Origin of the sequence: Daejeonella sp. (assembly GCF_030684675.1) — a bacterium.
Lineage (GTDB): Bacteria > Bacteroidota > Bacteroidia > Sphingobacteriales > Sphingobacteriaceae > Daejeonella.
On sequence record NZ_JAUXXZ010000077.1, the window covers coordinates 18,003 to 40,299 of the forward strand.

Here is a 22,297-nt window from a genome sequence, read left to right on the forward strand (position 1 = left end):
AAACTATTAAAATACGATTTCAATAAATGAATAAGGTAAAAACTGAAGCATCACTAAATAGAACATTAGGACTTTTTGCAAGTACCTTAATGGTGGTCGGGATAGTGATTGGGAGCGGAGTATTTAAAAAAATAGTCCCAATGGCTCAAACCGGGCTGAGTGAGACTGCAATCCTGATGGCCTGGATTCTGGCTGGTGTAATCAGTTTATTTGCCGCGTTTACCGTGAGTGCTTTAGCTTCTCTTACTGAAGAATCCGGAGGCTTGTATGAGTACTTCCGTTTATCCTTTGGAAATTTTTTTGCATTCATTTCAGGATGGGCTGATTTTATAATTATTAGTCCGGCGGCAATTGCCGCCCTCGCCTTTCTGTTTGGTGAGGTTATCAATTCATTTATCCCCATTCCAAAACCGCTGGATGCCTGGAAAGACTTTTCGATTGGGGGCTTCATTTTCCCTTTTGCAAACTCGGGTGTTAAACTGATTGGAATTAGTGCAATAATCGTACTTACAGGAGTAAATTCTCTGGGATCCCGTGAAAGCGGTGTTTTCAACTCCATCATTACTAGCGCTAAAATTTTGGGTATATCAGTTCTGATTATTGTGGGACTTGCTTATTCCGGGCCGGAAACACAAAGTTCCAACAGTACGTTCAATACTGTAAATGCACCCGAAGGAATGCTGTTTTACAGTGCATTTTTTGCTGCAATGCTCAGTGCTTTCTGGGCTTATAATGGCTGGGAAACCGCTACCAATATTTCGGGTGAAATCATTAATCCGAAGCGTAACCTTCCCCTGGCCCTTACAATCGGTTTATCTCTTGTAGCATTAGTCTATACGCTTCTTAACTATACTTATATGAATGTGCTCAGTCTCCAGCAAATCAGGGCCATTGATGTAAATCAGATCGGTGCATTTGTTGTGGCGGAAACCCTACTGGGTACCTTCGGAAAAATTCTACTAATAGTACTTCTTATAATCTGCGTATTCGGTGCATTGAACAGTAATATTGTTTCTTCTCCCCGTAAATTCTACCGAATGGCACAACAGGGCTACCTGTTCAGCCATTTGAAGAAAGTCCACCCCAGGTTCAGAACACCTCATGTATCCCTAAACTATATGATGATTCTGGGTTGTATTATGCTGATATCCGGCTCCTTTGATACACTCACCAACATGGTCATCTTTCTGAATTTCGTGTTTTATGGATTTCTCGCCTTCGCAGTTCTTCGTATGAAAAGAAAAGGAATGATCCAGGCTAAGGTAACAGGATACCCATTCGTTCCAATTGTATTGCTGCTATTCTCTATTGCTTTAACAATCAATACTATCTGGGTTCAGCCTCAGCAATCTTTGGTGGGAATTATGCTTGTTCTTAGCGGTGTACCGGTTTATTATTATTTCAAGAAACGAAAAACAGCTTAAATACAGGAATCACTTCAAGGAGTATAATCTCAATTCAAATTTTAAAATAATTTGCGAAACTAAATTTTGCATATGTATATTTGCAACTGATTGGTTTCATAATAATTTAAATAATGAGAAGAGATGTTTTCCAAGCCATTGCCGACCCTACCCGGCGAGCTATAATTGCACTTATTGCCCTTCATGCAATGACCCCAAACACGCTTGCCGAGCACTTCGATACCAGCAGGCAGGCTGTTTCTAAACACTTAAGGATATTGACTGAGTGCCAACTTGTAAAACAGGAAGTTCAGGGCAGAGAAATTTACTATCAGCTAAAAGTCAGCAAAATGAAAGAAATTGATAAATGGCTTGAACAGTTCAGAAAAATCTGGGAGCAAAGGTTCAGCGAACTCGATAATGTATTGTTAACGTTAAAAAATAAAGAAAATGAATCCTGATTTATTATTCAACTTTTCTGTAAACAAGGAAAGCAAAACCATTAATGTAAAGAGAGAATTTGCTGCTAATCTTAAGCTGGTTTGGGATTGCTGGACAAAACCAGAACTGCTTGACCTCTGGTGGGCTCCCAAACCATATCAGACAAAAACAAGATCGATGGATTTCAGGGAAGGCGGCTCCTGGTTTTATGCTATGGTCGGACCAGATGGTGCTACACATTGGTGCAGGGCTGATTATAAAAAAATAGAGCCTCAGAAAAATTTTTCAGGCCTGGATGCTTTCTGTGATGAGGAAGGAAATATAAACACAGATTTTCCACGATCCTTCTGGACCAACTCATTCAGCGCAAATACAGATAAAACTATAGTAGATATTGCCATAAAATATGAAGCGTTAGAAGATCTCGAAAAAATTATTCAGCTAGGATTTAAAGAAGGTTTTACGGCAGCATTGAGTAATCTTGATCAATATCTTGAAACACAGTTCAAACTCAGAAACGAACTACGGACGGATAACAAAGAAAGAGTTTGTACCTATCTGAACTTCCCGGGAAATACAGAAGACGCATTTTTATTTTACAAATCAGTATTCAAAACGGAGTTCAGCGGAAATGGGATACAGCGCTTTGGTGATTTGCCAGCCGATGCAGATCATCCACCTATAGCTGAGGCAGTAAAAAACATGGTTATTCACATTGAATTACCCATAACTGGAAATCACATACTTATGGGAACTGATGCTCCAAAGGAAATGGGCTTTACCGTAGTTCAGGGCAATAATATGCACATCTCATTAGAACCTGAAACTAAGGAAGAAGCGAAACGAATTTTTGAAGAACTATCAGCTGAAGGAAATATTACTATGCCATTGCAGGACATGTTCTGGGGGGCTTACTTCGGCAGCTTTTCAGATAAATATGGTATTAACTGGATGGTAAACTATAACACCAAAAACGAAATTTAAATCTGGAAATGATTGAAGACCCCGGAATTCTTATGTGATTTAGCCTGCTATGTTTTGAAACCGGGCAAAATGTTTATACAGAAAAAAATCAGAATGCTGTGATTTTTTGAATTGTCCTGCGAATAATGAGAGAAACAGTAGTTCAAATCATATTCTGAAATAGCCGAAATTCTGGGAATCTCTCCAAGTAATGTCGGTACTAAGATCAGCCGTATCAAAGGCAAGCTAAAAATTAGTTTCTCACAATTAAACTTATAGAAAATGAAGGAATCTGAACTAAAACAATATTGGGCAACAGCTAATGAGAAGTTGGAAATGAGCCTTCTCTTAAATAAAATCAACACAGATGAACTTAAACAGCTGAAAGTCTACCATTTCATCTCAAAAATGAAAGCCATTAAACTTTTCACACTTGTATGTGGGATTTTATGGGTGGGCGTCGGTTCAGCAATTCTCAGCAAAATCTTTATGTAGCAGTTTACTTCTGCTAACAAATTCTTTCTTTTCTCGGCAAGTTTTCAGATTGCGTTAACAGCAATTGCAATCATAATTTATTTATATCAGACTATAACCATTTATAGTGTAGATATAGCAGAACCAGTCATTATAACATAAGAGAAACTTAACAAACTTAGATCCTCCACATTATGGATTACCCGCATTCTATTACTGCAACTACCATTCTGGACGACTTTTTACTGGAATGAAACAATGATAGAAAATGGTTTCGTCTGATCTTTGAAGGTAACGAGTGGACACATTTGATTAAGGCAATAGAGCTGTCGCGTGAAATAGAGAAATATAAGATTGAAGAAGAAAGCTAAAATAAAACTTGCGCCAGAAATCTGTCCATCCAAAATCATTTTTCAACTGAAATACGTGGCAATTTGCTAAAAACATTTGGTATCAATTACATCGTTTTGTGGCTGCAGAACTTGCACCTCCATATTATATTCTAAAGCAAATTTCACAAAAAAGAAAAATGATAATATTTATTGAAGATTTTTGATTTAATCCTATTATTGTAATATTAATGTTGCAATTAAACCTTTTACTTATTTAATTAAGAAACAGGATACTTAAGACAAATTCTGATTAACCTAATTAAGTTCATAAGTACCAGACAGTAAAATACCAGAATGAATATTAATTATTACAAGGAATATGCTTTTTTAGAACGTCATCACTGGTGGTTCAGGGTAAGGGGTAAAATCATAAGTAAACTAATTTCAAACAGTTTTGAAACCATTGAAAATAAACAACTAAATATTTTAAATATTGGAGCTGCAACAGGTAAAACTAGTGAGCTGCTCTCAAAATTTGGAAAAGTTATTTCGCTTGAATATGATAAGGATTGTTGCGATTATGCCGAACAACAATTTAATTTAGATATTATCCATGGCTCTATTCTGGATCTTCCATTTAAAGAAGAAGAGTTTGATCTCGTTTGTGCATTTGACGTTATTGAACATGTAAAAGATGATCGATTGGGTGTACAAGAAATGAGAAGGGTTTGTAAAAGAGATGGCCTGATTGTGCTTACGGTTCCTGCTTACATGTTTTTGTGGAGCCATCATGATGAAGTAAACCATCATTACAGACGATATACACTCAAAAACCTTAAAGAATTAGTTAAAAAAGAGGATTTAATTCCAGTAAGAGCCACTTTTTATAATACACTATTATTTCTTCCTATAGCCTTATTCAGATTATTGAGTAAAATGATCCCTGAAAAACTAATCAGGAAAGGGGCAGGTTCAGATGCCACCCTGCATAATAGCAATAGTTTAATCAGCCGAATCCTATATCGAATATTTAGTTTAGAATTGAGCCTGCTTAACGTGTTTAATCTTCCATTCGGTGTATCTATATTTCTTTCGCTATCCAAAAACAAAAGATAATGCTAAAGGTTGTAAATACTTTTTTTACAGAAACAATTTTTAAAAAGAAGATCTATATTTTCTCATTATGGTATCTAATCAGCGCTCTTGCTTTGATTAAAATCTTAAAGAGTGGTAACTATAACAACTTCCTTATTTTTAAATTTACTTTTTTCAGTCTGCTTGATCAGAAGAATTTATTCTTACCACAGCCCGAAAATTTTCAGCATTATAACCTGTACGGACCCATTTTTAGTGTTCTGATTGCCCCCTTTGCAATACTTCCAAACTGGCTGGGTCATACTCTATGGACTTTTTTCAACTCTTTTATACTCTTGTTTGCAATCAGGAAATTACCCTTGCCTTCTGGCACAACCTTAGCAATTTTACTTATTGCCGCACACGAGAACCTAACATCTATCCTTAGCTCCCAGTTTAATCCATCCATGACGGCAATTGTTCTGCTTACCTATACCTTTATTGATCAAAAAAAGGATTTTTGGGCAGCATTGATGATTGTCTTAGGCACATTCATAAAGCTTTATGGTATTGTCGGTTTAGCATTCTTTTTATTCTCGAAAAATAAATTAATGCTGGTGTCAGGTTTGATTTTTTGGAGTGCCCTTGCATTTTCAATTCCGATGCTATTTTCATCTCCTGCTTATATAGTTCAAACTTACAAAGATTGGTTTGAGGCCATTACAGAAAAGAATAGGATGAATAGCACATTAATTACCGACCAGGATATTTGTTTGATGGGGATGGTGCGAAGAATATCCGGAAATCACTTAATTCCAAACTGGCCTTTTTTGGGAGCAGGTATTATCTTATTTGGCCTACCTTATTTGCGAATCAGCCAATATAAAGAGTCTACCTTCAGGTTATTAATATTGTCAAGCACATTAATATTTACCGTTATTTTTAGCACAAGTTCTGAATCCCCAACTTACATTATTGCTTTTACAGGTGTGGCTATATGGTTTGTAAACCAAAAAAGACCATTAAAACCCTGGCAAATTGTTCTTTTTGTTTTCGCAATCTTGTTAACCAGTTTTTCACCCTCCGATTTATTCCCAAAATTTATTCGGGATGAATTTATAAAACCCTATTCATTAAAGGCGCTACCATGCGTTCTAATCTGGTTGGCAATCAGTTACCAATTATTGACCAGAGATTTTAAGAATTATGGCCTGGTCAAATGAAAATTTAGTATTAGTTCTTTACTAATCAATGATGTAGCTGAAAACATCATTGACTCTGTTTATAGGCTATGATCATTAAATTCAAATCAATAAAAGCGATGGCAAAAAGATAAATATGACTTTATTATCTCTATTTTTCCAAAATATAAAAATCAATTAAGTATGAAACGCCTGCTCATTCTGCTTCTTGTATTTATTTTCCTGGCTACTGCTCTTTTTGCCCAAAAATCAATTCAAAAGACTATCAAGCCACTTAATGAGGCCGAGTTGCCCCGGGGAATCGGGACTATAGCCATAGTCGATGTCAATCTGATTGACGGGAATGGTGCCCAAGCTATTCCAAATGCTTCAGTATTGGTTAAAGGGGATAAAATTATCGCTGCAGGACCCTCAAAAAGTATACAGATTCCTCAGGGTGCTGAAATTGTTCAGGGAAAGGGTATGTCACTTTTACCAGGCCTTATCGATTCCCATTTCCATATCGATGGATCTGATGAGCTTCCATCAACCTTCCTACAGAATGGTGTTACATCACTTCGCGATCCAGGACTATGGATTGAGATGTACGACAAGGTACGGAAATCAGGCAAATACAATCCAAGGCTCTTTTTGAGTGGCCCACATCTGGATGGTTCACCTCCGGCATACCCCAATGATGCTTATGTAGTTCGTGATGACTCAGAGGCGGTAAGACAAGTGAACGAAGTAGCAGATCAGGGTTCTACAGTTATCAAGATCTATTTTAGAACTCCACCGGGAATGATAAAAGCAATCAGCGATGCAGCACATAAACGTGGGATACCCGTAACCGGACATCTGGAAATTACTGAAGCTAAACATGCAATTGAAGCTGGCCTTGATGGGATTGAACACATAACTTCATTCGGATTATCCCTCACACCGAAACGGGAAGCCGAAAAATATCGTCAGGCAATGCTAGCCGATAATAATTATCGGAAACAGGGTCGCTATGAATCCTGGGCAGCAATTGATTTGAACTCTCCGGCAGCGGATAGTCTAACCAGATTTCTCGTCAGAAAAGGCACATTTGTTAGTCCGACGCTTGCTATTTTTGAATATCAGCCCGGAAAGGGAACTGTTGACAGTATTAAACTAAAAGGATTCGATCAGATGATGAAATTGACAGCCAAACTTCAGAAAGGGGGAGCAAAAGTTGTGGTTGGTTCACATGGCATGGTCCCATATGCCGAAAAAGGTTGGGCTTATCAGCGGGAGATGGAACTTTTCGTGGAGAGCGGAATGTCAAACGCTGCAGTCATTCATGCTGCCACGATGGAAAATGCACGTTTCTTCAGGATTGAAAATCAGTTAGGCAGCATCGAAAAAGGAAAGCTCGCTGATCTGATTCTGGTAAGGGGTAATCCATTGGAAGATATAAAAGTAATGAGGAATGTCGAGAAAGTGATGATAAATGGGATCTGGGTAAGGTAAGTGATCAACCTCAGATTTTAATCAATTCATTGCTGGAATTATTGTAAATAAAATTTACGAGATCAGAGGACAAAAAGTCATGCTCGACAGTGACCTGGCTGAGCTTTATGGAGTTAAAACCAGAATCCTCAATCAAGCACTTAAGAGAAACACAGATAGATTCCCCTCAGATTTTATGTTCCAGATTACTGAGCAGGAATGGGAAGCTTTGAGATCACATTTTGTGATCTCAAAGCCAGGAAGAGGTGGACGTCAATATTTACCAAATGTTTTCACAGAACATGGGGTACTGATGTTATCCAGTGTACTTAATAACCCAATAGCAATTCAGGTAAATATTCAGCTGGTAAGAATTTTTACACGATTGCGTCGGGTAATTGCTGAGAACCATGAATTAAAACTGGAAATTGAAGAAATCAAAAATAAGCTAAGCAATCAGGGCAAGGATATTGCACTGGTCTTTAATTATCTGGACGAATTGGTTGATAGAAAAGAAAAACCTGAATCCAGAAAAAGAATTGGATATATGCCGGACGAGCTTTAAAAAAATAACAATAAACTCATCAGAATTAATATCAACGCGGGCTTCAGAATTCAATTGAGAACCGAACTTTTTTAAAAAAGGTAGTCCAGGATTTAGTTGCATTAAAGAATTGAAGTTACATATCAGACCAGATGGTTCAAGTAAATACAATAATGAACCTGATTTCAAATTCGTAGTTATAGAAAAATTCCTTTCTGTAGAAAACGAATTTGCATTAAAAGAAGGTTTAATCTAAACTCCTATTTCATTCTGAAACGACTGGGTCAAAGTGATGAAAAGCATTTGGTTTAGATAAAAGTGATGTTACGGTTGAGCAGGCGCCGCTGATTTATCAACCCACTAACAAAATCTCATTAAAAAGAAATATAGACGTTTACAAAAGTAGAGGTTAGTTTATCGGTAAATTTTATAAATTAATCTGAATGAATTTATTTAGACGTCAATCCAGAAAAAAACCAAACCAATTGAAAATAATATTAATGATTGTTTTTATCCTTCGGTCTGCCAGCATATTTGCCCAGAATGACTCGCTAAAAAATCTAACTTTTAATGCTTATGCTGAATTATACTACAGCTATGATTTTGCAAAGCCCGTAAATCATGGAAAACCAGGTTTTATATATAATCACAAAAGGCATAATGAGATCAATGCAAACCTCATTCTGTTAAAAACGAATTATTCGGCCACAAATCTCAGGGCAAATTTGGGCTTAATGACTGGAAATTATTCAAGATACAATCTTAGTGCAGAGCCTGCCTGGGCCCGACATCTGTATGAAGCCAATATAGGAGTTAAACTATCAAAAGAACAAAATTTTTGGTTAGATGCAGGCATTCTGCCTTCACATATTGGATTTGAAAGTGCAATCAGTGCCGACTGCTGGACTTTAACAAGAAGTATTCTGGCTGAAAATTCTCCCTATTACGAAACAGGGATCAAACTCGGTTATTCAACTAAAAAAGGAAATCTCAATCTGGCATTTTTGGTCTTAAACGGCTGGCAAAGAATTAAAAAACTAGATTTAGTTCAAAAGCCTTCCTTTGGAATTCAGGTAAATTATAAGCCTTCCGAAAAATTACTTCTGAATTACAGCAACTTCACCGGTACGGACATTCAGAATAATTTTAATGCTTTACGAACCTTTCATAATCTGTATGCACAATTTGAGCCGGGTGAAAAACTCGGCATAATTGCTGGATTCGATTTAGGCAGCGACAAATACAATAGCACCGATTACGGAATCTGGTATTCACCGGTAATTATTTTGAGATATTCAGTGAGTGAGCAAATTAAACTTGCAGTAAGGGGAGAATACTACAACGATAAAAACCGGATCATCATTGCAACCAATAACCTTAATGGTTTAAGGGTATCAGGTATTTCCAGCAATTTCGATTATCAGATAAGCAAAAAACTTCAATTCAGGATCGAGGGCAAGGTTTACAATGCAGGAGAACGGGAATTCAGCAACAATTCGACTAAAAACTACTCTCTAACCTCGAATATGACTATTAAACTATGATACAGGGTTAATGGCAAAATTGTACTTATAAAATATAAATGAAATAGTTTTAACCTATTCCTATCTATATTTAAATTTTGACTTATATAACATTCTAATTATTTATAAATATCTGATTATCAATTATTTTATACTTACCTTCTATAATATTTTTTTAACTTAAACGAAAATATTATGAAAATCAAAACACAATTATCCGCGTTTTTTGCAATGGCAGCATTCTTTTTAGCATCCTGCAATAACACTATACAAGCTCCGGAGGCTACTTTAAATCTGGATTCAGTGAAAGCTGAAATCCAAAAATTAGAAGATGCTTATGCGGCAGGAGATAAAGCCAAAGATGCGGATGCAGTTGCTGCCTATTATAGCGATGACGCAATAAGCTATAATTCTAATGAAGAACCGACCGTTGGAAAAGCAGCAATCAAGGAAAGAATTGCTGCTCGTATTGCTAAAGAAACTGCCGGCCAGGCATATGCTTACTCTGTAGTTGATGTTTTTGCAGAGGGAAAACAGGCTGTTGAAGTTGGCACATGGACAACAACGGATTCAGCCGGTAAAGAGGTAGATAAAGGACACTTTATGTCGGTTTTTGAAAAGCGTGATGGTAAATATATTTGTATTCGTGACATGAGCGTGAGCTCCATGCCGGCAAAACCAGGTATGTAATTGTGATATTGTTATGGAAGATTGAATGCCTTCCAAAAAAAGAAACTTAGATGGAGTCAGTTATTGCTGACTCCATTTTTTTGTGAGTGGGTAAATTGAGAGTATACTAAATTCACCTTCATTTGGTCTCATTTCATAACAAATAGCTGGCTGTTTTATACGGTTTCCTCATCAGAATAAACTTCATCTGAAATTAATATTCACGTATAGCTAATGATTTGTATTAACTTTATGTAAAAAAACCAACAATCATGTTTTTAATTATCATCGGAATATTTGCCATTATTGCCAGTTTTTTTATGGCCTCCCAGGATGGTCTGGCAGCAAGATTTAGTACCATTACCCGCATTGGCGCCATCGTATTAGTAATCATAGGTGCATCCCTTTCAATGTTCAAAGTAGTTGAATCGGGAGAAGTTGGCGTAAAAACACTTTTTGGAAAAGTTAATAATGATGTTTTGTACAGTGGTTTAAATATCGTTAACCCTATGATGAAGGTAACCACCTTTGATGTAAAAACTCAAAATTATACCATGTCTGGTGTCAATGATGAAGGCGGAAAAGTTGGCGACGATGCCATCAGGGTACTTTCAGCGGATGGACTTGAAGTAATCATCGATCTCTCTGTACTTTTTAAAGTTAAACCTTCTGCCGCACCAGAAATTCTACGAACCATTGGAACAGACTACCTGGATAAAATCGTTAGACCAATTGCACGTACAGCCATCAGAGATAATGCTGTATCTTATGATGCTGTGGCACTTTATTCAAGTAAACGAGATGAATTCCAGAATAAAATATTTAATACAATCAATAAAAGTTTTATTAAACGCGGACTTGAATTGGAACAACTGCTAGTTAGAAATATTACTTTACCCGCATCGGTAAAAACGACCATTGAATCAAAAATCAATGCCGAACAGGATGCCCAGAAAATGACATTTGTACTCCAAAAAGAAAGACAGGAAGCAGAACGAAAACGGGTTGAAGCTCAGGGTATTGCAGATTACCAACGGATCTTGTCTACGGGTTTAAGCGATAAGCAGCTCCAGTATGAAACAATTAAGGCTCAGAAGGAGATTGCACTTTCCCCAAACACTAAAGTAATCATCATGGGAAACAGCAAAAATGCTCCAATCATTCTTGGAGGAAATTAATTTAATAAATTTTTTTAAGCCACATTATCAAAAAAAATTGTTTTATGAAAATCAAGTACAGCGTTATAACTATACTGTGTTTATTGTTCTTAAATTTAAGTATCAAGGCCCAGTCAAGTGCTAATATCAGCTTACAATCCGCAACAGATGAACGTCAGTTTGTACTAAGCAAAGAAAAAGGCAAATTTGTCGCTCTCCATTTCCTGCTTAAAACTGAATGTCCCTATTGTATCCGTCATACCCAGGAATATTTCAGCAAAGCAAAAACTCTGAAAAATGTAGTACAGGTATTTATCAAGCCTGATACTGAACTTGAAATCAGAGCATGGTCAGGGAAATTAGCCGCGGAGGATCTGAAAAACTTCCCAATCTATCGGGATCCTGATGCGAAATTAGCAAAACAGCTTGGTATTCCAGATGGTTATAAATTTCACAACCAGATCGTGCATTATCCTGCAACTGTCCTGTTCGGACCGGATGGAAAAGAATTATATCGCTACGTGGGAAAGAATAATTCAGATCGATTATCTTTTGATCAGCTTGTTTTAAAAGTAAATGAGTTAAGTAAAAAATAAGTCGATATTTGCGGCGAAGTTTCATTAATCAATCTGAAACTTGTTTAATCCGCGCAGTAAATGCCGGGAAACACATTTTAATCATATTAGATATAGCTACTCCGGACCCCTTTTTTACCCTATTCAAGGAACCGCCAACTATCGGGTCTTTGCCTGAGAAATTCACTTTTCTTGAAAATAACAAACCTCATCCTTTATGCCAGGTTGCAGCAGAACAATTACAGGGCTATCTTCTTGATCAGGATGACTGGACCCATAACTTTGGCTTAAAGCCTGATCAGGAAGGAAGCATAATTGGAAAGATGTTCGGTGTTTTAGTTGTTCAGACTTCGGAAAATGAACTGGGATATCTGGCAGCATTTTCGGGTAAACTGGCTGGTGGAAACCATCATTCCAAATTTGTACCCCCGGTTTTCGACAGTCTTCACCAAAACAGCTTCCTAAACAATGGTATGGCAGAACTCACCCGAATGAATGAAGAGATCAAAAAAGCAGAAGCATTAAAGGAAGAGGATCAAAAAGAAAGGATCGGCATTCTGAAAATAGCCCGAAGAATCCATTCCAAAGCCTTGCAAAATGAACTTTTCAATCACTATAATTTCCTAAATCAAAAAGGAGAGGAAAAGAGTCTGAATCAAATTTTCAAAGCTGCATCCTATAAAAATCCACCCGCAGGGGCAGGCGAATGTGCAGGGCCAAAACTTTTACAGTATGCTTTTCAACATCAAATGAAGCCATTGGCCATTGCAGAATTCTGGTGGGGACAATCACCAAAGTCCGCTCAATGGAAACACAACAATTACTATCCCTGCTGTAAAGAAAAATGTGAGCCCATTCTGGCACATATGCTGGATGGATTAGGCTATGAGATGCAAATTTGATTTGCTAATTTGATATGAAATGGAGGATCTGCTCAGGCTAAATATTCAACGAACTATCGGGCATTCGATAAGCGATCTGGAATTTGAACAATTCTCCAAATTCCTATTTCCAAAATCATTTGATAAGAAAGCCATTCTTTCTGAAGAAGGAGAGCATTGTAAATATGTCTATTTTATTCTTAAAGGATCAGCTTACTCCTATTTTGTCAATGAACATGGCGACAAACATGCCATACAGTTCGCGCTTGAAGGATACTGGATCACGGATCATTACAGTTTTTTCTCTGGTAAACCCGGCATTTATACCATAGAAACTCTTGAGCCCAGCAAGATCCTGGTGATGAATTATGATAATTACGAGAAAATCTGCCAGAGCAATCACCTGTTTGAACATTTTTTCAGGATTCTGATCCAAAATGCATTTATTGGCCTTCAATATCGCCTCGCAAAAACTAATAGTGAAGATGCCGAACACCGCTATACTGAGTTTTCAAACTTACACCCTGCATTTGTTCAACGCATTCCGCAATACCTCATCGCCTCTTATCTGGGTATTAAACCTCAGTCACTCAGTCGTATACGCAAAGAATATTCCGGTAAAAAATAATACGAGAGAATTTTCATTTATTAACCTATGTGAACGAATGTCCATTGGATTAGCCGGAACTTTGTTTCGTCAAACAAGACATAAACTTAAAATCACATAGGAAATCAAATAATGGAAAATCTAACAAACTGGGTATTAGACCCTACACACAGTGAGATCGTATTTAAGGTAAAACACTTAATGATCACCAATGTTAAAGGTGAATTCAGAAAATTTAGTGCAAGCATCATATCTGAAGGATTAGACTTCAGTAAAGCTAAAGTACAGGCAAACGTAGATGCCGCTTCGATCTTTACTAACAATGCCGACCGTGATGGTCATCTTCAGAGTGCAGATTTCTTTGATGCAGAAAATCATAAGGAGCTGACTTTTGAAGGTACTTCATTCAATAAACTGGATGACGAGAACTATCAGTTGAAAGGCATTTTAACCATAAAAGGTGTTTCAAAAGAAACAACATTTGATGTGGAATTCGGTGGATTAATGAAAGACCCGTACGGAAATGAAAAAGCAGGTTTCTCACTAAGCGGAAAGATCAACCGTAAAGACTGGGGACTGAATTGGAACGCGGCTCTGGAGGCCGGTGGTGTAATGGTGAGCGAAGAAGTAAGGATCAATGCTGAAGTGCAATTTGTAAAACAAGCCTAAGGTTAAACCAGCCAATCCGATGAATTATAGGATGGGCTAAACAACAATAGTTATGAAAAAGTTAGAAAATAAAGTCATTGTGATTACCGGTGCCGGTATGGGGCTGGGACTCGCTACTGCTATTGAAGCTGCAAAAGAGGGTGCAAAACTTAGTCTTATTGACTATAATGCTCAGGCTCTTGAAGCTGCAAAATTAAGCATTCAAAGTGCTTATCCGGAGGCAAAGGTTCTCACAATTACAGCTGATGTTTCCAAAGAAGAGGCAGTAAAAAGCTATGTTGATGAAACCGTTAAAACATACGGGCGCATAGATGGTTTTTACAACAATGCTGGTATTGAGGGTAAACAGGCACTTTTAGCAGATTACGAGGTAGATATTTTTAAGAAAGTGATCGACATTAACCTAATGGGCGTGTATTACGGAATGCGCTATATCATTCCGGTGATGCAGAAGCAAAATTATGGTAGAATTGTGAATGTGGCCTCTGTTGGCGGGATCCGTGGTGTAATGAACCAGACTCCTTACGTGGCTACAAAACATGCTGTAAGTGGAATTACCAAAAATGCCGCGCTGGAATACGGAAGATATGGCATCTTAACCAATGCCATTGCTCCCGGAGCAATCCTGACTCCAATGGTTGCCGAAGCCTTCAAACAGGTTAATCCGGCTGATCCTAAGAAAGCAGAAAGTGAGTATGCACAATTTAACCCGACAAAACGCTTAGGCTTACCAGAAGAAGTTGGAAAACTGGTAGTATTTCTCATGAGTGAAGATTGTTCCTACGTCAACGGTCAGACAATTGCCATCGATGGCGGACAGTCAAATAGCTACGGGTTTGTATAATTTTAATAATCAGAACGATGAAAACAATACTTCACAAAGCAGATACCCGCGGTGATGCCATTCATGGTTGGTTACATAGTAAACATACCTTCAGTTTTGCCAATTATTTTGATCCGGCAAGGATGAATTTTGGGGTATTGAGGGTATTAAATGATGATACCGTTGATGCCGGGATGGGTTTTGGCACTCACAGGCATGATAATATGGAAATTATCTCCATCCCACTTGAAGGTGATCTGGAGCACAAGGACAGTATGGGGAATAAAACCGTGATCAAAAACGGTGATGTGCAGATAATGAGTGCAGGTACAGGGATCTCACATAGTGAATACAATGCAAACACTGACAAAGCAGTGAAATTTTTACAGATATGGGTTGTTCCAAACAAAAGAAATGTAACCCCTCGATACGATCAGATCAGCCTGGATATGGAAGATCGGCATAATAAATTGCAGCAAATCCTTTCACCGAACCCTGAGGATGCGGGTGTTTGGATTCATCAGAATGTCTGGTTTCATCTCGGCAAACTCGACAAAGGTTTCCAAACAGAATATACGGTCAAAGAAAAAGGCAATGGCGTGTATGCATTTATTCTGAATGGAGAGCTTAGAATCAATAACCAGAAACTATATAAAAGGGATGGCTTTGGTATCACGGAAATTGATAACTTTAAGATAATAGCCGATACTGATTCCGAAATTCTCCTGATGGAAGTTCCAATGACCTGATCGTACTTCCGGAGCAAAAGATTTATTAAAATTTCATAATGTCAAATATTGAGTTAATCATTGAAGAACGCGCAGCCAGCATAGGCAAATTCTTGGTTGGGCGTTTACTTCCATTCCGTCAAAAAAGAATGGTAGGTCCTTTTGTTTTTATTGACCATATGGGCCCTGTAAGAATGTCTGAACGTGAAAACTTCGATGTGCTTCCACACCCGCACATTGGGCTTTCTACCCTCACCTTCCTTTTCGAGGGCAGTATTATGCACCGCGACAGCCTTGGAAATGAATTGGAGATCAAACCCGGTGCAGTCAACTGGATGACCGCAGGTAAAGGAATTGTACACTCTGAAAGAACACCTGAATATTTGAGATATTCTGAAAAAGAGATGCATGGCCTGCAAATCTGGGTAGCGTTACCTAAAGAACTCGAGCAGATGGAACCTGGATTTTTCCATCTGGATAGTTCCCAAATCCCTTCATGGACGGATGCTTATACACAGTTTAAACTCATTGCCGGGGAAGCATTTGGTAGAAAGTCGCCAGTACCTGTATACAGTAAACTATATATGCTTGAAATTAAAAGTAAGATTCGGCAGCGTATCAAAATCGGGCATGAACTATACGGGGAATCTGGATTATATATACTCGAAGGAAGTATCGAAAGTGAAGGGAATACCTACCTTCCAAAGCAAATCCTGATTGCTAAGGATAGCACCTTGTGCGAATTTGTTATGGAAGCCAATACAAGTATTTATATATTCGGTGGAGAACCTTTACCGGAAGAACGGTTCATCGACTGGAACTTTGTTGGAAGCAGCAAGGAAATTATTTCAGATGCCAGAGAAAAATGGATTGCACAGGGCTTCCCTAAAATTAAAGGAGATGAAAATGAGTTTGTTCCCTATCCTTCTTCATTAAGAAAATAATTACCATGACTAAGATAAAAGCAGGTATTGCGAAAGAACTTTATAGAATTGAAATTAAATCACCCTCAGGAAATACCCTCATTGCCGATGAGCCGCTTGATTCGGGTGGCAAAGATTTGGGCTTTTCTCCAAAAGAACTGCTGGCTTCTGCCTTAGCCGCATGTACAGCTGCTACTCTTCGCATGTATGCCGATCATAAAAAATGGGATCTGCAGGAAGTAAAACTGGAAATCGAGCTGGAACAGAATGATACTAAGACCAAAACAAGTATCAACCGAAAACTCCTGTTTATCGGTAATCTAACAGAAGAACAAAGAACAAGGCTGCTTGCGGTTGCAAATGCCTGTCCGGTTCATAAAATACTGACCAACCCAATTGAAATTAGTAGTTCAGAGTTAAAATCCTGAATGAATTAAGCAATTAATCTTCGTTTTTATTCGATTAAAAGATTTTTATCATCTTATTGTAATATATATATATATTTGCTATTGTAATATTTTCGTTATGATTAAACCTTTTAAGTTTGACAATAACGGCCATAGACCAAATTAGCGCTTTACCCTTCGTGGAGTCAGACCAGAAAAGTAAATTTTATAATATTGTACTAAGTAGGAGATTTGTATTCTCTCTGTTCATACTTATTGCACTCATTACAGGAGTAAAACAATACACCAGAGGATCCTACAATAATTACAAAATTTTCAAACACACATTTCTTCACAGCCTGAGCGAAAAACCATTGTTTGCGGAATATCCTGATGAATACGGAGATTCCAATCACTACGGGCCTGTATTCGCTCTGGTTATTGCTCCATTTGCAATATTGCCGGATGCATTAGGTACTTCACTTTGGAACATTGCCAATGCGCTGGTCTTATGCATGGGTTTTTACAGTCTTCCGCTGCCTTTAAGAATCAGGTCAATTATTGCTTTATTATGCGCTCACGAAGCTCTGATAGCAATGCTCAGCTTCCAGTTTAATGTTGGCCTTACTGGCCTGATTATGATCAGTTTCTCATATCTGCATAATGGAAAGGAAGTGAAATCAGCTTTTGCAATCGCATTGGGAACTTTGATCAAATTGTATGGCATTGTCGGACTAGCATTCTTCTTTTTCAGCAAGAATAAACTAAATTTAATTGTTTCAGGATTCATTGCACTCGCAGTATTAATCATACTCCCTGCTATATTATCTTCGCCTGAATTTATGGTCAGGTCTTATACAGACTGGTTCATTTCACTCAAAGAAAAAAATATGCAGAATGTCTCACTGACCTCTATGCAGGATATTTCATTAATGGGGATGGTTAGAAGGCTAATGCAGAATGCCAGTATACCCAATCTGCCATTTCTGATTTTATTTGTATTTGCATTTATACTGACAAGCATGTCACCATCAGATCTATTCCCCAAAATCATACGGGATACCTATATCAAGCCATATTCATTGAAAGCACTTCCCTGTGTATTGGTCTGGTTCACAATTATTTACCAAATGCTAGCCATAGATTTTAAAAAAATTAATACCCATGCATGATAAGTTAATCTCTATCGTAATTCCAGCATTCAATGAATCCGAGAATATTCCAAAGATTACTGCTGCCATCGAAAAGCTGTTCGAACCACTTCCATATAGATATGAAATTATTATGGTTGCCGATGGCTGCACCGATAGTACTATGGAAAAAATTCAGGAACTTATTCTGACGAATAAAAATATATTCTATATCGAATTTTCCAGAAATTTTGGTCACCAGAATGCCCTAAAAGCGGGGCTGGATCATTCAAATGGTGATTGTGTGATCAGTCTTGATTGTGATATGCAGCATCCGCCTGAAATAATTCCGGAAATGCTGGCCAAATGGGAAGAAGGTTATGAAGTAGTGTATACGATACGAAAAGAGGATAAAAAGCTTCCTATAACTAAACGTCTAACTTCAAAACTTTTCTATAGTACGATCAATAGCCTTTCGGATGTAGAAATCGAACCAGGATCGGCTGACTTCAGGCTGCTCGATAAAAAAGTAGTTAGTGTCATGAAAAAATTTCATGAAAATGAACCCTTTCTGAGGGGACTTATTAAATGGATTGGATTCAGACAAGTTTCAATAGAATATTACCCGAATCAGAGAACTCTGGGCGAAAGCAAATACCATTTTAAGAAAATGATTAGTTTTGCATTGCAGGGGGTTACTTCATTTTCGGTCAGGCCATTATATGTTGCAATTTATCTTGGTTTTGCATTTACTATTTGCTCTATACTGTATTTGCCCTATATTTTATATGCAATTTATACCGGTAAAGAAGTTTCAGGATGGGCATCAATCCTGATGACAATTGTGTTTTTTGGAGGTTTACAACTCATGATATTGGGAATTATAGGAATTTATGTGGGGAAGATGTTTATGCAGGTTAAAGAGCGTCCAAATTATGTTATACGATCCACAAATCTAAACGCACAAACAAATTGATTTTACTCAGTTTTGATATTGAGGAGTTCGATATGCCCTTTGAGTACGGAAAGGACATACCTTTTGAAGATCAGATAGGCATTTCAAAGGAGGGAACGAAGCAAATCCTTAAACTACTTGATAAACATCAGGTAAAAGTTACCTTTTTCAGTACGGTAATTTTCGCTCAAAATGCACCTGAGCTAATCCGTCAAATTGTTGAAGGCGGACATGAACTGGCATCCCACGGTTATTATCATTCCGATTTTGAAACTGCTCATCTGGCATCCTCAAAAATTGCGCTTCAAGAGCTTTCGGGTAAAGAAATAAAAGGTTACCGCATGGCAAGAATGAAACCAGTTGATGAATATGAAATTACAAAAGCCGGATATATCTACAACAGCTCCATCAATCCAACCTGGCTACCTGGAAGGTATAATAATTTATCAAAACCAAGAAAATTCTACAAAGAAGCAGGAACCTGGCAGGTTCCTGCTTCCGTAAGTCCCATCTTACGATTCCCATTATTCTGGTTATCCTTTCATAATCTTCCCTTAAGTATCTATCAATGGCTGGCTGAAAGAACCCATACAAAGGACGGATATCTGAACATCTATTTCCATCCCTGGGAATTTACAGAATTGGGAGATCAGAAAAGATTCGGTTTTCCCGGATATGTTAGCAGGAATTCAGGCATCAAAATGATTGAACGTATGGATTCATTCATAGGGTATTTGAAACAAAAGAATTATACCTTCAGCACTATATCAGATTTCCTATAACTATATCAACCTGGGAAATATCTTAAATATGTTTTGAAAGATAGAATAATCAAACTGGACAAATCCAATAAAATCTTTCATTTACAGAAATTCAGCCAGGAAATATTTCTGCTTCCTCCAATAAATTAATCAGAAATTTTTTGGAATTAAAAATTAATATTATATTTGATATCATTTTAATATCAAAATAGTATTATGAAAACTGAAAAAATTATCAGGCCTGTTAGCGGGTATATTGTTTTGCCCGTACTTTTTGTCATATTAAGCTTATCACTTTACTTTTTTTTATATGAGAAAGAAGGGGCTGGAGCATCAATGATCGTACTTTTTAGTTTCCTATCCATAGGACTAACGATTGTAAGTCCAAATAATGCCAAAATCCTCCTGCTATTTGGCGAGTATAAAGGGAGCATTAATCAGAATGGTTTATATTGGGTTAATCCATTCTTTAAGAAAACAACAATATCCCTTCGTGCCCGGAATTTCGAGAGTGAGAAAATAAAAGTAAATGATAAGCTTGGAAATCCTATTCTGATCAGTGTAATACTCGTGTGGCGTGTTAATGATACCTTTAAATCATCCTTTGAGGTGGATAGCTACGAACATTTCATAAAAGTTCAGACGGATTCTGCTGTCAGGAAACTGGCAGGAAGTTTTCCCTACGATCATTTTGGAGATGAAACTGCCACAATTGCCCTCAGTACAAATTTCGATGATGTAAATAAAGCACTGGAGGAAGAAATCGTCGAGAGAATGGAAATAGCAGGCATTGAGGTCATTGAATCACGTATCGCATATCTCGCCTATGCTCCTGAAATCGCCCATTCTATGCTTAGAAGGCAGCAGGCTTCAGCAATTGTAGCAGCCCGGCACAAAATTGTTGAAGGAGCCGTTGGGATGGTTGAAAGTGCATTGGCTCTGCTCTCTGAGAAGGAGATCATTGTGCTTGATGAAGAGAAGAAAGCTGCAATGGTAAGCAATCTACTTGTTGTCCTTTGCGGAGATAAGGATACTCAACCTGTGGTTAACACCGGAACTCTGCATCAATAAAATGAGTGAAAAAAAACCATTTGCATTAAGGATAGATTCCGAAACAATGAAAGCACTTGAGAAATGGGCTGCAGATGATTTCAGAAGTGTCAACGGACAAATAGAATGGATTCTGAGCAATGCTTTAAAAAAGGCTGGTAGACTCAAAAAGCAGCCAGAGAAAAAATAATCAATTCCGGCCTTTACATAAATAAAATTGTCTGCGCTTAAAATTTCTACCATTCTGCGACTATTCAAAACTAAGCACGATGATCTGTTCCCTTAAGCAGCAATAACTTCCAATCTAAACCTGATGGCAGCGAAAAGCCCGGAGCCAGACAAAATTCACAGTTAACTACCCTCATTATAGGCGAGGACTTGCAGCGAACAGCAGGACTGGCGTTACCTATGGAAACCAGACTCTGCTTTCCACATAAAAATATGCTAAGGCTACCAGGCTCTTATCCATCATCTAAGCCCTTCAAGCCTGGATATCCATACCCACCCATTCGCTGTCCAGCCAATTCAACACTTTCGTTGTCTTGACATACCCAATTCAACTCTCAACTTTCACTCTTTCGTCGTGTCTCATTATCAATTTTCAACTCCTTACTAAAGAATTACATTTTCACTCCAACCATTTGCTCTTTAGAAAAAATCTCCTATCTTTGCAGTCCCTAATTTTAGGGTAAATAATAATTAACACATAATTTAAATTCAAGCAAGTGAATACGTTAAGTTACAAAACTGTCTCTGCCAACAAAGTGACCGTCAACAAAGAATGGGTAGTTGTTGACGCTCAAGGAGAGATTTTGGGGCGCTTGTCTTCTAAGATCGCAATGATCATCAGAGGAAAAAACAAGCCATCGTTCACCCCACACGTAGACTGCGGAGATAATGTTATCGTTATCAATGCAGACAAAGTAAAACTCACAGGGAACAAGTTTGCTGAAAAGCAATATGTTTCCTACACCGGTTATCCTGGTGGGCAGAAATTCATTTCTCCAAAAGAGTTAATGGCGAAGCATCCTACCCGTGTGGTAGAGAAGGCTGTACGTGGTATGTTACCTAAAAACAGTTTGGGCCGTGCATTGTACAAAAACCTGTTCGTTTATGCAGGTTCAGAACATCCGCATGCAGCGCAAAATCCTACAACCATTAAACCGTAATTAAGAGAAATGTCAACTACAAACACTTCAGGAAGAAGAAAAACCGCAGTTGCACGCATTTATCTAACAGATGGAAGCGGCAACATTACCGTAAACGGTAAAGATTACAAGGAGTATTTTCCAACATTGCCATTACAATACATCGTAATGCAGTCAACCGAAGTTTCTGAATCAACAGGAAAATTCGATGTGACTGTAAACGTTGCCGGCGGTGGTGTTAAAGGACAGGCAGAAGCCGTTCGTTTAGCAATCGCCAAGGCTATTGTAGAGCTGGATCCAGAGAAAAAACCTGCATTGAGAGCAAAAGGCATTATGACCCGCGATGACCGTATGGTTGAGCGTAAGAAACCAGGTCGTAAGAAAGCCCGTAAGAAATTTCAATTTAGTAAACGTTAATCTCAGGAGG

The 22,297-nt window shown here is 37.8% G+C and carries 26 protein-coding genes and 1 pseudogene; all 27 read left to right on the plus strand.

What is annotated here, in order from left to right; genetic code table 11:
- Positions 1-26 precede the first annotated feature (26 nt).
- Entirely contained in the window at positions 27-1,424 is a 1,398-nt protein-coding gene (locus tag Q8M41_RS16295) for an APC family permease (protein ID WP_305366356.1), read from the plus strand.
- Positions 1,425-1,537: 113 nt separating this feature from the next.
- The gene (locus Q8M41_RS16300) at positions 1,538-1,864 is read left to right on the plus strand and encodes a helix-turn-helix transcriptional regulator (protein ID WP_305366357.1); all 327 of its coding nucleotides are present in this window, start codon (positions 1,538-1,540) and stop codon (positions 1,862-1,864) included.
- On the plus strand, positions 1,854-2,828 hold the full coding sequence (locus Q8M41_RS16305) for an SRPBCC domain-containing protein (protein WP_305366358.1): 975 nt from the start codon (positions 1,854-1,856) through the stop codon (positions 2,826-2,828). Before Q8M41_RS16300 ends, Q8M41_RS16305 begins: the two co-directional genes overlap by 11 nt.
- Positions 2,829-2,984: 156 nt before the next feature.
- A pseudogene (locus Q8M41_RS18255) lies at positions 2,985-3,086 on the plus strand (sigma factor-like helix-turn-helix DNA-binding protein); the annotation flags it as partial.
- Between the two features lie 3 nt (positions 3,087-3,089).
- A complete protein-coding gene (locus Q8M41_RS16310) occupies positions 3,090-3,302 on the plus strand; it encodes a hypothetical protein (protein ID WP_305366359.1) in 213 nt (70 codons plus the stop codon).
- Between the two features lie 665 nt (positions 3,303-3,967).
- A complete protein-coding gene (locus Q8M41_RS16315; protein ID WP_305366360.1) occupies positions 3,968-4,729 on the plus strand; it encodes a bifunctional 2-polyprenyl-6-hydroxyphenol methylase/3-demethylubiquinol 3-O-methyltransferase UbiG in 762 nt (253 codons plus the stop codon).
- Positions 4,729-5,910, plus strand: coding sequence for a glycosyltransferase family 87 protein (locus tag Q8M41_RS16320; RefSeq protein ID WP_305366361.1), 1,182 nt, complete (start codon positions 4,729-4,731; stop codon positions 5,908-5,910). Before Q8M41_RS16315 ends, Q8M41_RS16320 begins: the two co-directional genes overlap by 1 nt.
- Positions 5,911-6,072: 162 nt before the next feature.
- Positions 6,073-7,362, plus strand: a complete 1,290-nt coding sequence (locus Q8M41_RS16325) for an amidohydrolase family protein (protein ID WP_305366362.1) — start codon at positions 6,073-6,075, stop codon at positions 7,360-7,362.
- Positions 7,363-7,441: 79 nt separating this feature from the next.
- Positions 7,442-7,906 (plus strand): ORF6N domain-containing protein, encoded by a 465-nt coding sequence (locus tag Q8M41_RS16330; RefSeq protein WP_370870527.1) that lies wholly within the window; start codon positions 7,442-7,444, stop codon positions 7,904-7,906.
- Between the two features lie 422 nt (positions 7,907-8,328).
- Positions 8,329-9,429: a porin gene (locus tag Q8M41_RS16335; RefSeq protein ID WP_305366363.1), complete on the plus strand. Its 1,101-nt coding sequence runs from the start codon at positions 8,329-8,331 to the stop codon at positions 9,427-9,429.
- Positions 9,430-9,603: 174 nt separating this feature from the next.
- Positions 9,604-10,098: a nuclear transport factor 2 family protein gene (locus Q8M41_RS16340; protein WP_305366364.1), complete on the plus strand. Its 495-nt coding sequence runs from the start codon at positions 9,604-9,606 to the stop codon at positions 10,096-10,098.
- 251 nt (positions 10,099-10,349) lie between these two features.
- Positions 10,350-11,255 (plus strand): prohibitin family protein, encoded by a 906-nt coding sequence (locus Q8M41_RS16345; RefSeq protein WP_305366365.1) that lies wholly within the window; start codon positions 10,350-10,352, stop codon positions 11,253-11,255.
- A 44-nt stretch (positions 11,256-11,299) separates the two neighbouring features.
- On the plus strand, positions 11,300-11,830 hold the full coding sequence (locus Q8M41_RS16350; protein WP_305366366.1) for a peroxiredoxin: 531 nt from the start codon (positions 11,300-11,302) through the stop codon (positions 11,828-11,830).
- A gap of 149 nt (positions 11,831-11,979) precedes the next feature.
- On the plus strand, positions 11,980-12,711 hold the full coding sequence (locus tag Q8M41_RS16355; RefSeq protein WP_305366367.1) for a hypothetical protein: 732 nt from the start codon (positions 11,980-11,982) through the stop codon (positions 12,709-12,711).
- 19 nt (positions 12,712-12,730) lie between these two features.
- Positions 12,731-13,318, plus strand: coding sequence for a Crp/Fnr family transcriptional regulator (locus Q8M41_RS16360; RefSeq protein ID WP_305366368.1), 588 nt, complete (start codon positions 12,731-12,733; stop codon positions 13,316-13,318).
- A 111-nt stretch (positions 13,319-13,429) separates the two neighbouring features.
- The gene (locus Q8M41_RS16365; protein ID WP_305366369.1) at positions 13,430-13,966 is read left to right on the plus strand and encodes a YceI family protein; all 537 of its coding nucleotides are present in this window, start codon (positions 13,430-13,432) and stop codon (positions 13,964-13,966) included.
- A 52-nt stretch (positions 13,967-14,018) separates the two neighbouring features.
- Positions 14,019-14,810: an SDR family oxidoreductase gene (locus Q8M41_RS16370; protein WP_305366370.1), complete on the plus strand. Its 792-nt coding sequence runs from the start codon at positions 14,019-14,021 to the stop codon at positions 14,808-14,810.
- A gap of 17 nt (positions 14,811-14,827) precedes the next feature.
- Positions 14,828-15,538, plus strand: coding sequence for a pirin family protein (locus Q8M41_RS16375; protein WP_305366371.1), 711 nt, complete (start codon positions 14,828-14,830; stop codon positions 15,536-15,538).
- A 38-nt stretch (positions 15,539-15,576) separates the two neighbouring features.
- Complete coding sequence (locus Q8M41_RS16380) at positions 15,577-16,461, plus strand: pirin family protein (protein ID WP_305366372.1); 885 nt, start codon at positions 15,577-15,579, stop codon at positions 16,459-16,461.
- Positions 16,462-16,466: 5 nt separating this feature from the next.
- The gene (locus Q8M41_RS16385) at positions 16,467-16,868 is read left to right on the plus strand and encodes an OsmC family protein (RefSeq protein WP_305366373.1); all 402 of its coding nucleotides are present in this window, start codon (positions 16,467-16,469) and stop codon (positions 16,866-16,868) included.
- Between the two features lie 116 nt (positions 16,869-16,984).
- On the plus strand, positions 16,985-17,998 hold the full coding sequence (locus Q8M41_RS16390) for a glycosyltransferase family 87 protein (protein WP_305366374.1): 1,014 nt from the start codon (positions 16,985-16,987) through the stop codon (positions 17,996-17,998).
- Positions 17,991-18,932 carry a glycosyltransferase family 2 protein gene (locus Q8M41_RS16395; protein ID WP_305366375.1) on the plus strand — a complete coding sequence of 314 codons (942 nt, stop codon included), beginning with the start codon at positions 17,991-17,993 and terminating at the stop codon, positions 18,930-18,932. Before Q8M41_RS16390 ends, Q8M41_RS16395 begins: the two co-directional genes overlap by 8 nt.
- On the plus strand, positions 18,929-19,693 hold the full coding sequence (locus Q8M41_RS16400) for a polysaccharide deacetylase family protein (RefSeq protein WP_305366376.1): 765 nt from the start codon (positions 18,929-18,931) through the stop codon (positions 19,691-19,693). Before Q8M41_RS16395 ends, Q8M41_RS16400 begins: the two co-directional genes overlap by 4 nt.
- Before the next feature lie 195 nt (positions 19,694-19,888).
- Positions 19,889-20,743: an SPFH domain-containing protein gene (locus tag Q8M41_RS16405; RefSeq protein ID WP_305366377.1), complete on the plus strand. Its 855-nt coding sequence runs from the start codon at positions 19,889-19,891 to the stop codon at positions 20,741-20,743.
- A 1-nt stretch (position 20,744) separates the two neighbouring features.
- The gene (locus Q8M41_RS16410) at positions 20,745-20,912 is read left to right on the plus strand and encodes an Arc family DNA-binding protein (protein WP_305366378.1); all 168 of its coding nucleotides are present in this window, start codon (positions 20,745-20,747) and stop codon (positions 20,910-20,912) included.
- 535 nt (positions 20,913-21,447) lie between these two features.
- On the plus strand, positions 21,448-21,891 hold the full coding sequence (gene rplM / locus Q8M41_RS16415) for a 50S ribosomal protein L13 (protein ID WP_305366379.1): 444 nt from the start codon (positions 21,448-21,450) through the stop codon (positions 21,889-21,891).
- Positions 21,892-21,900: 9 nt separating this feature from the next.
- Entirely contained in the window at positions 21,901-22,287 is a 387-nt protein-coding gene (gene rpsI / locus Q8M41_RS16420) for a 30S ribosomal protein S9 (RefSeq protein ID WP_305366380.1), read from the plus strand.
- Positions 22,288-22,297 lie beyond the last annotated feature (10 nt).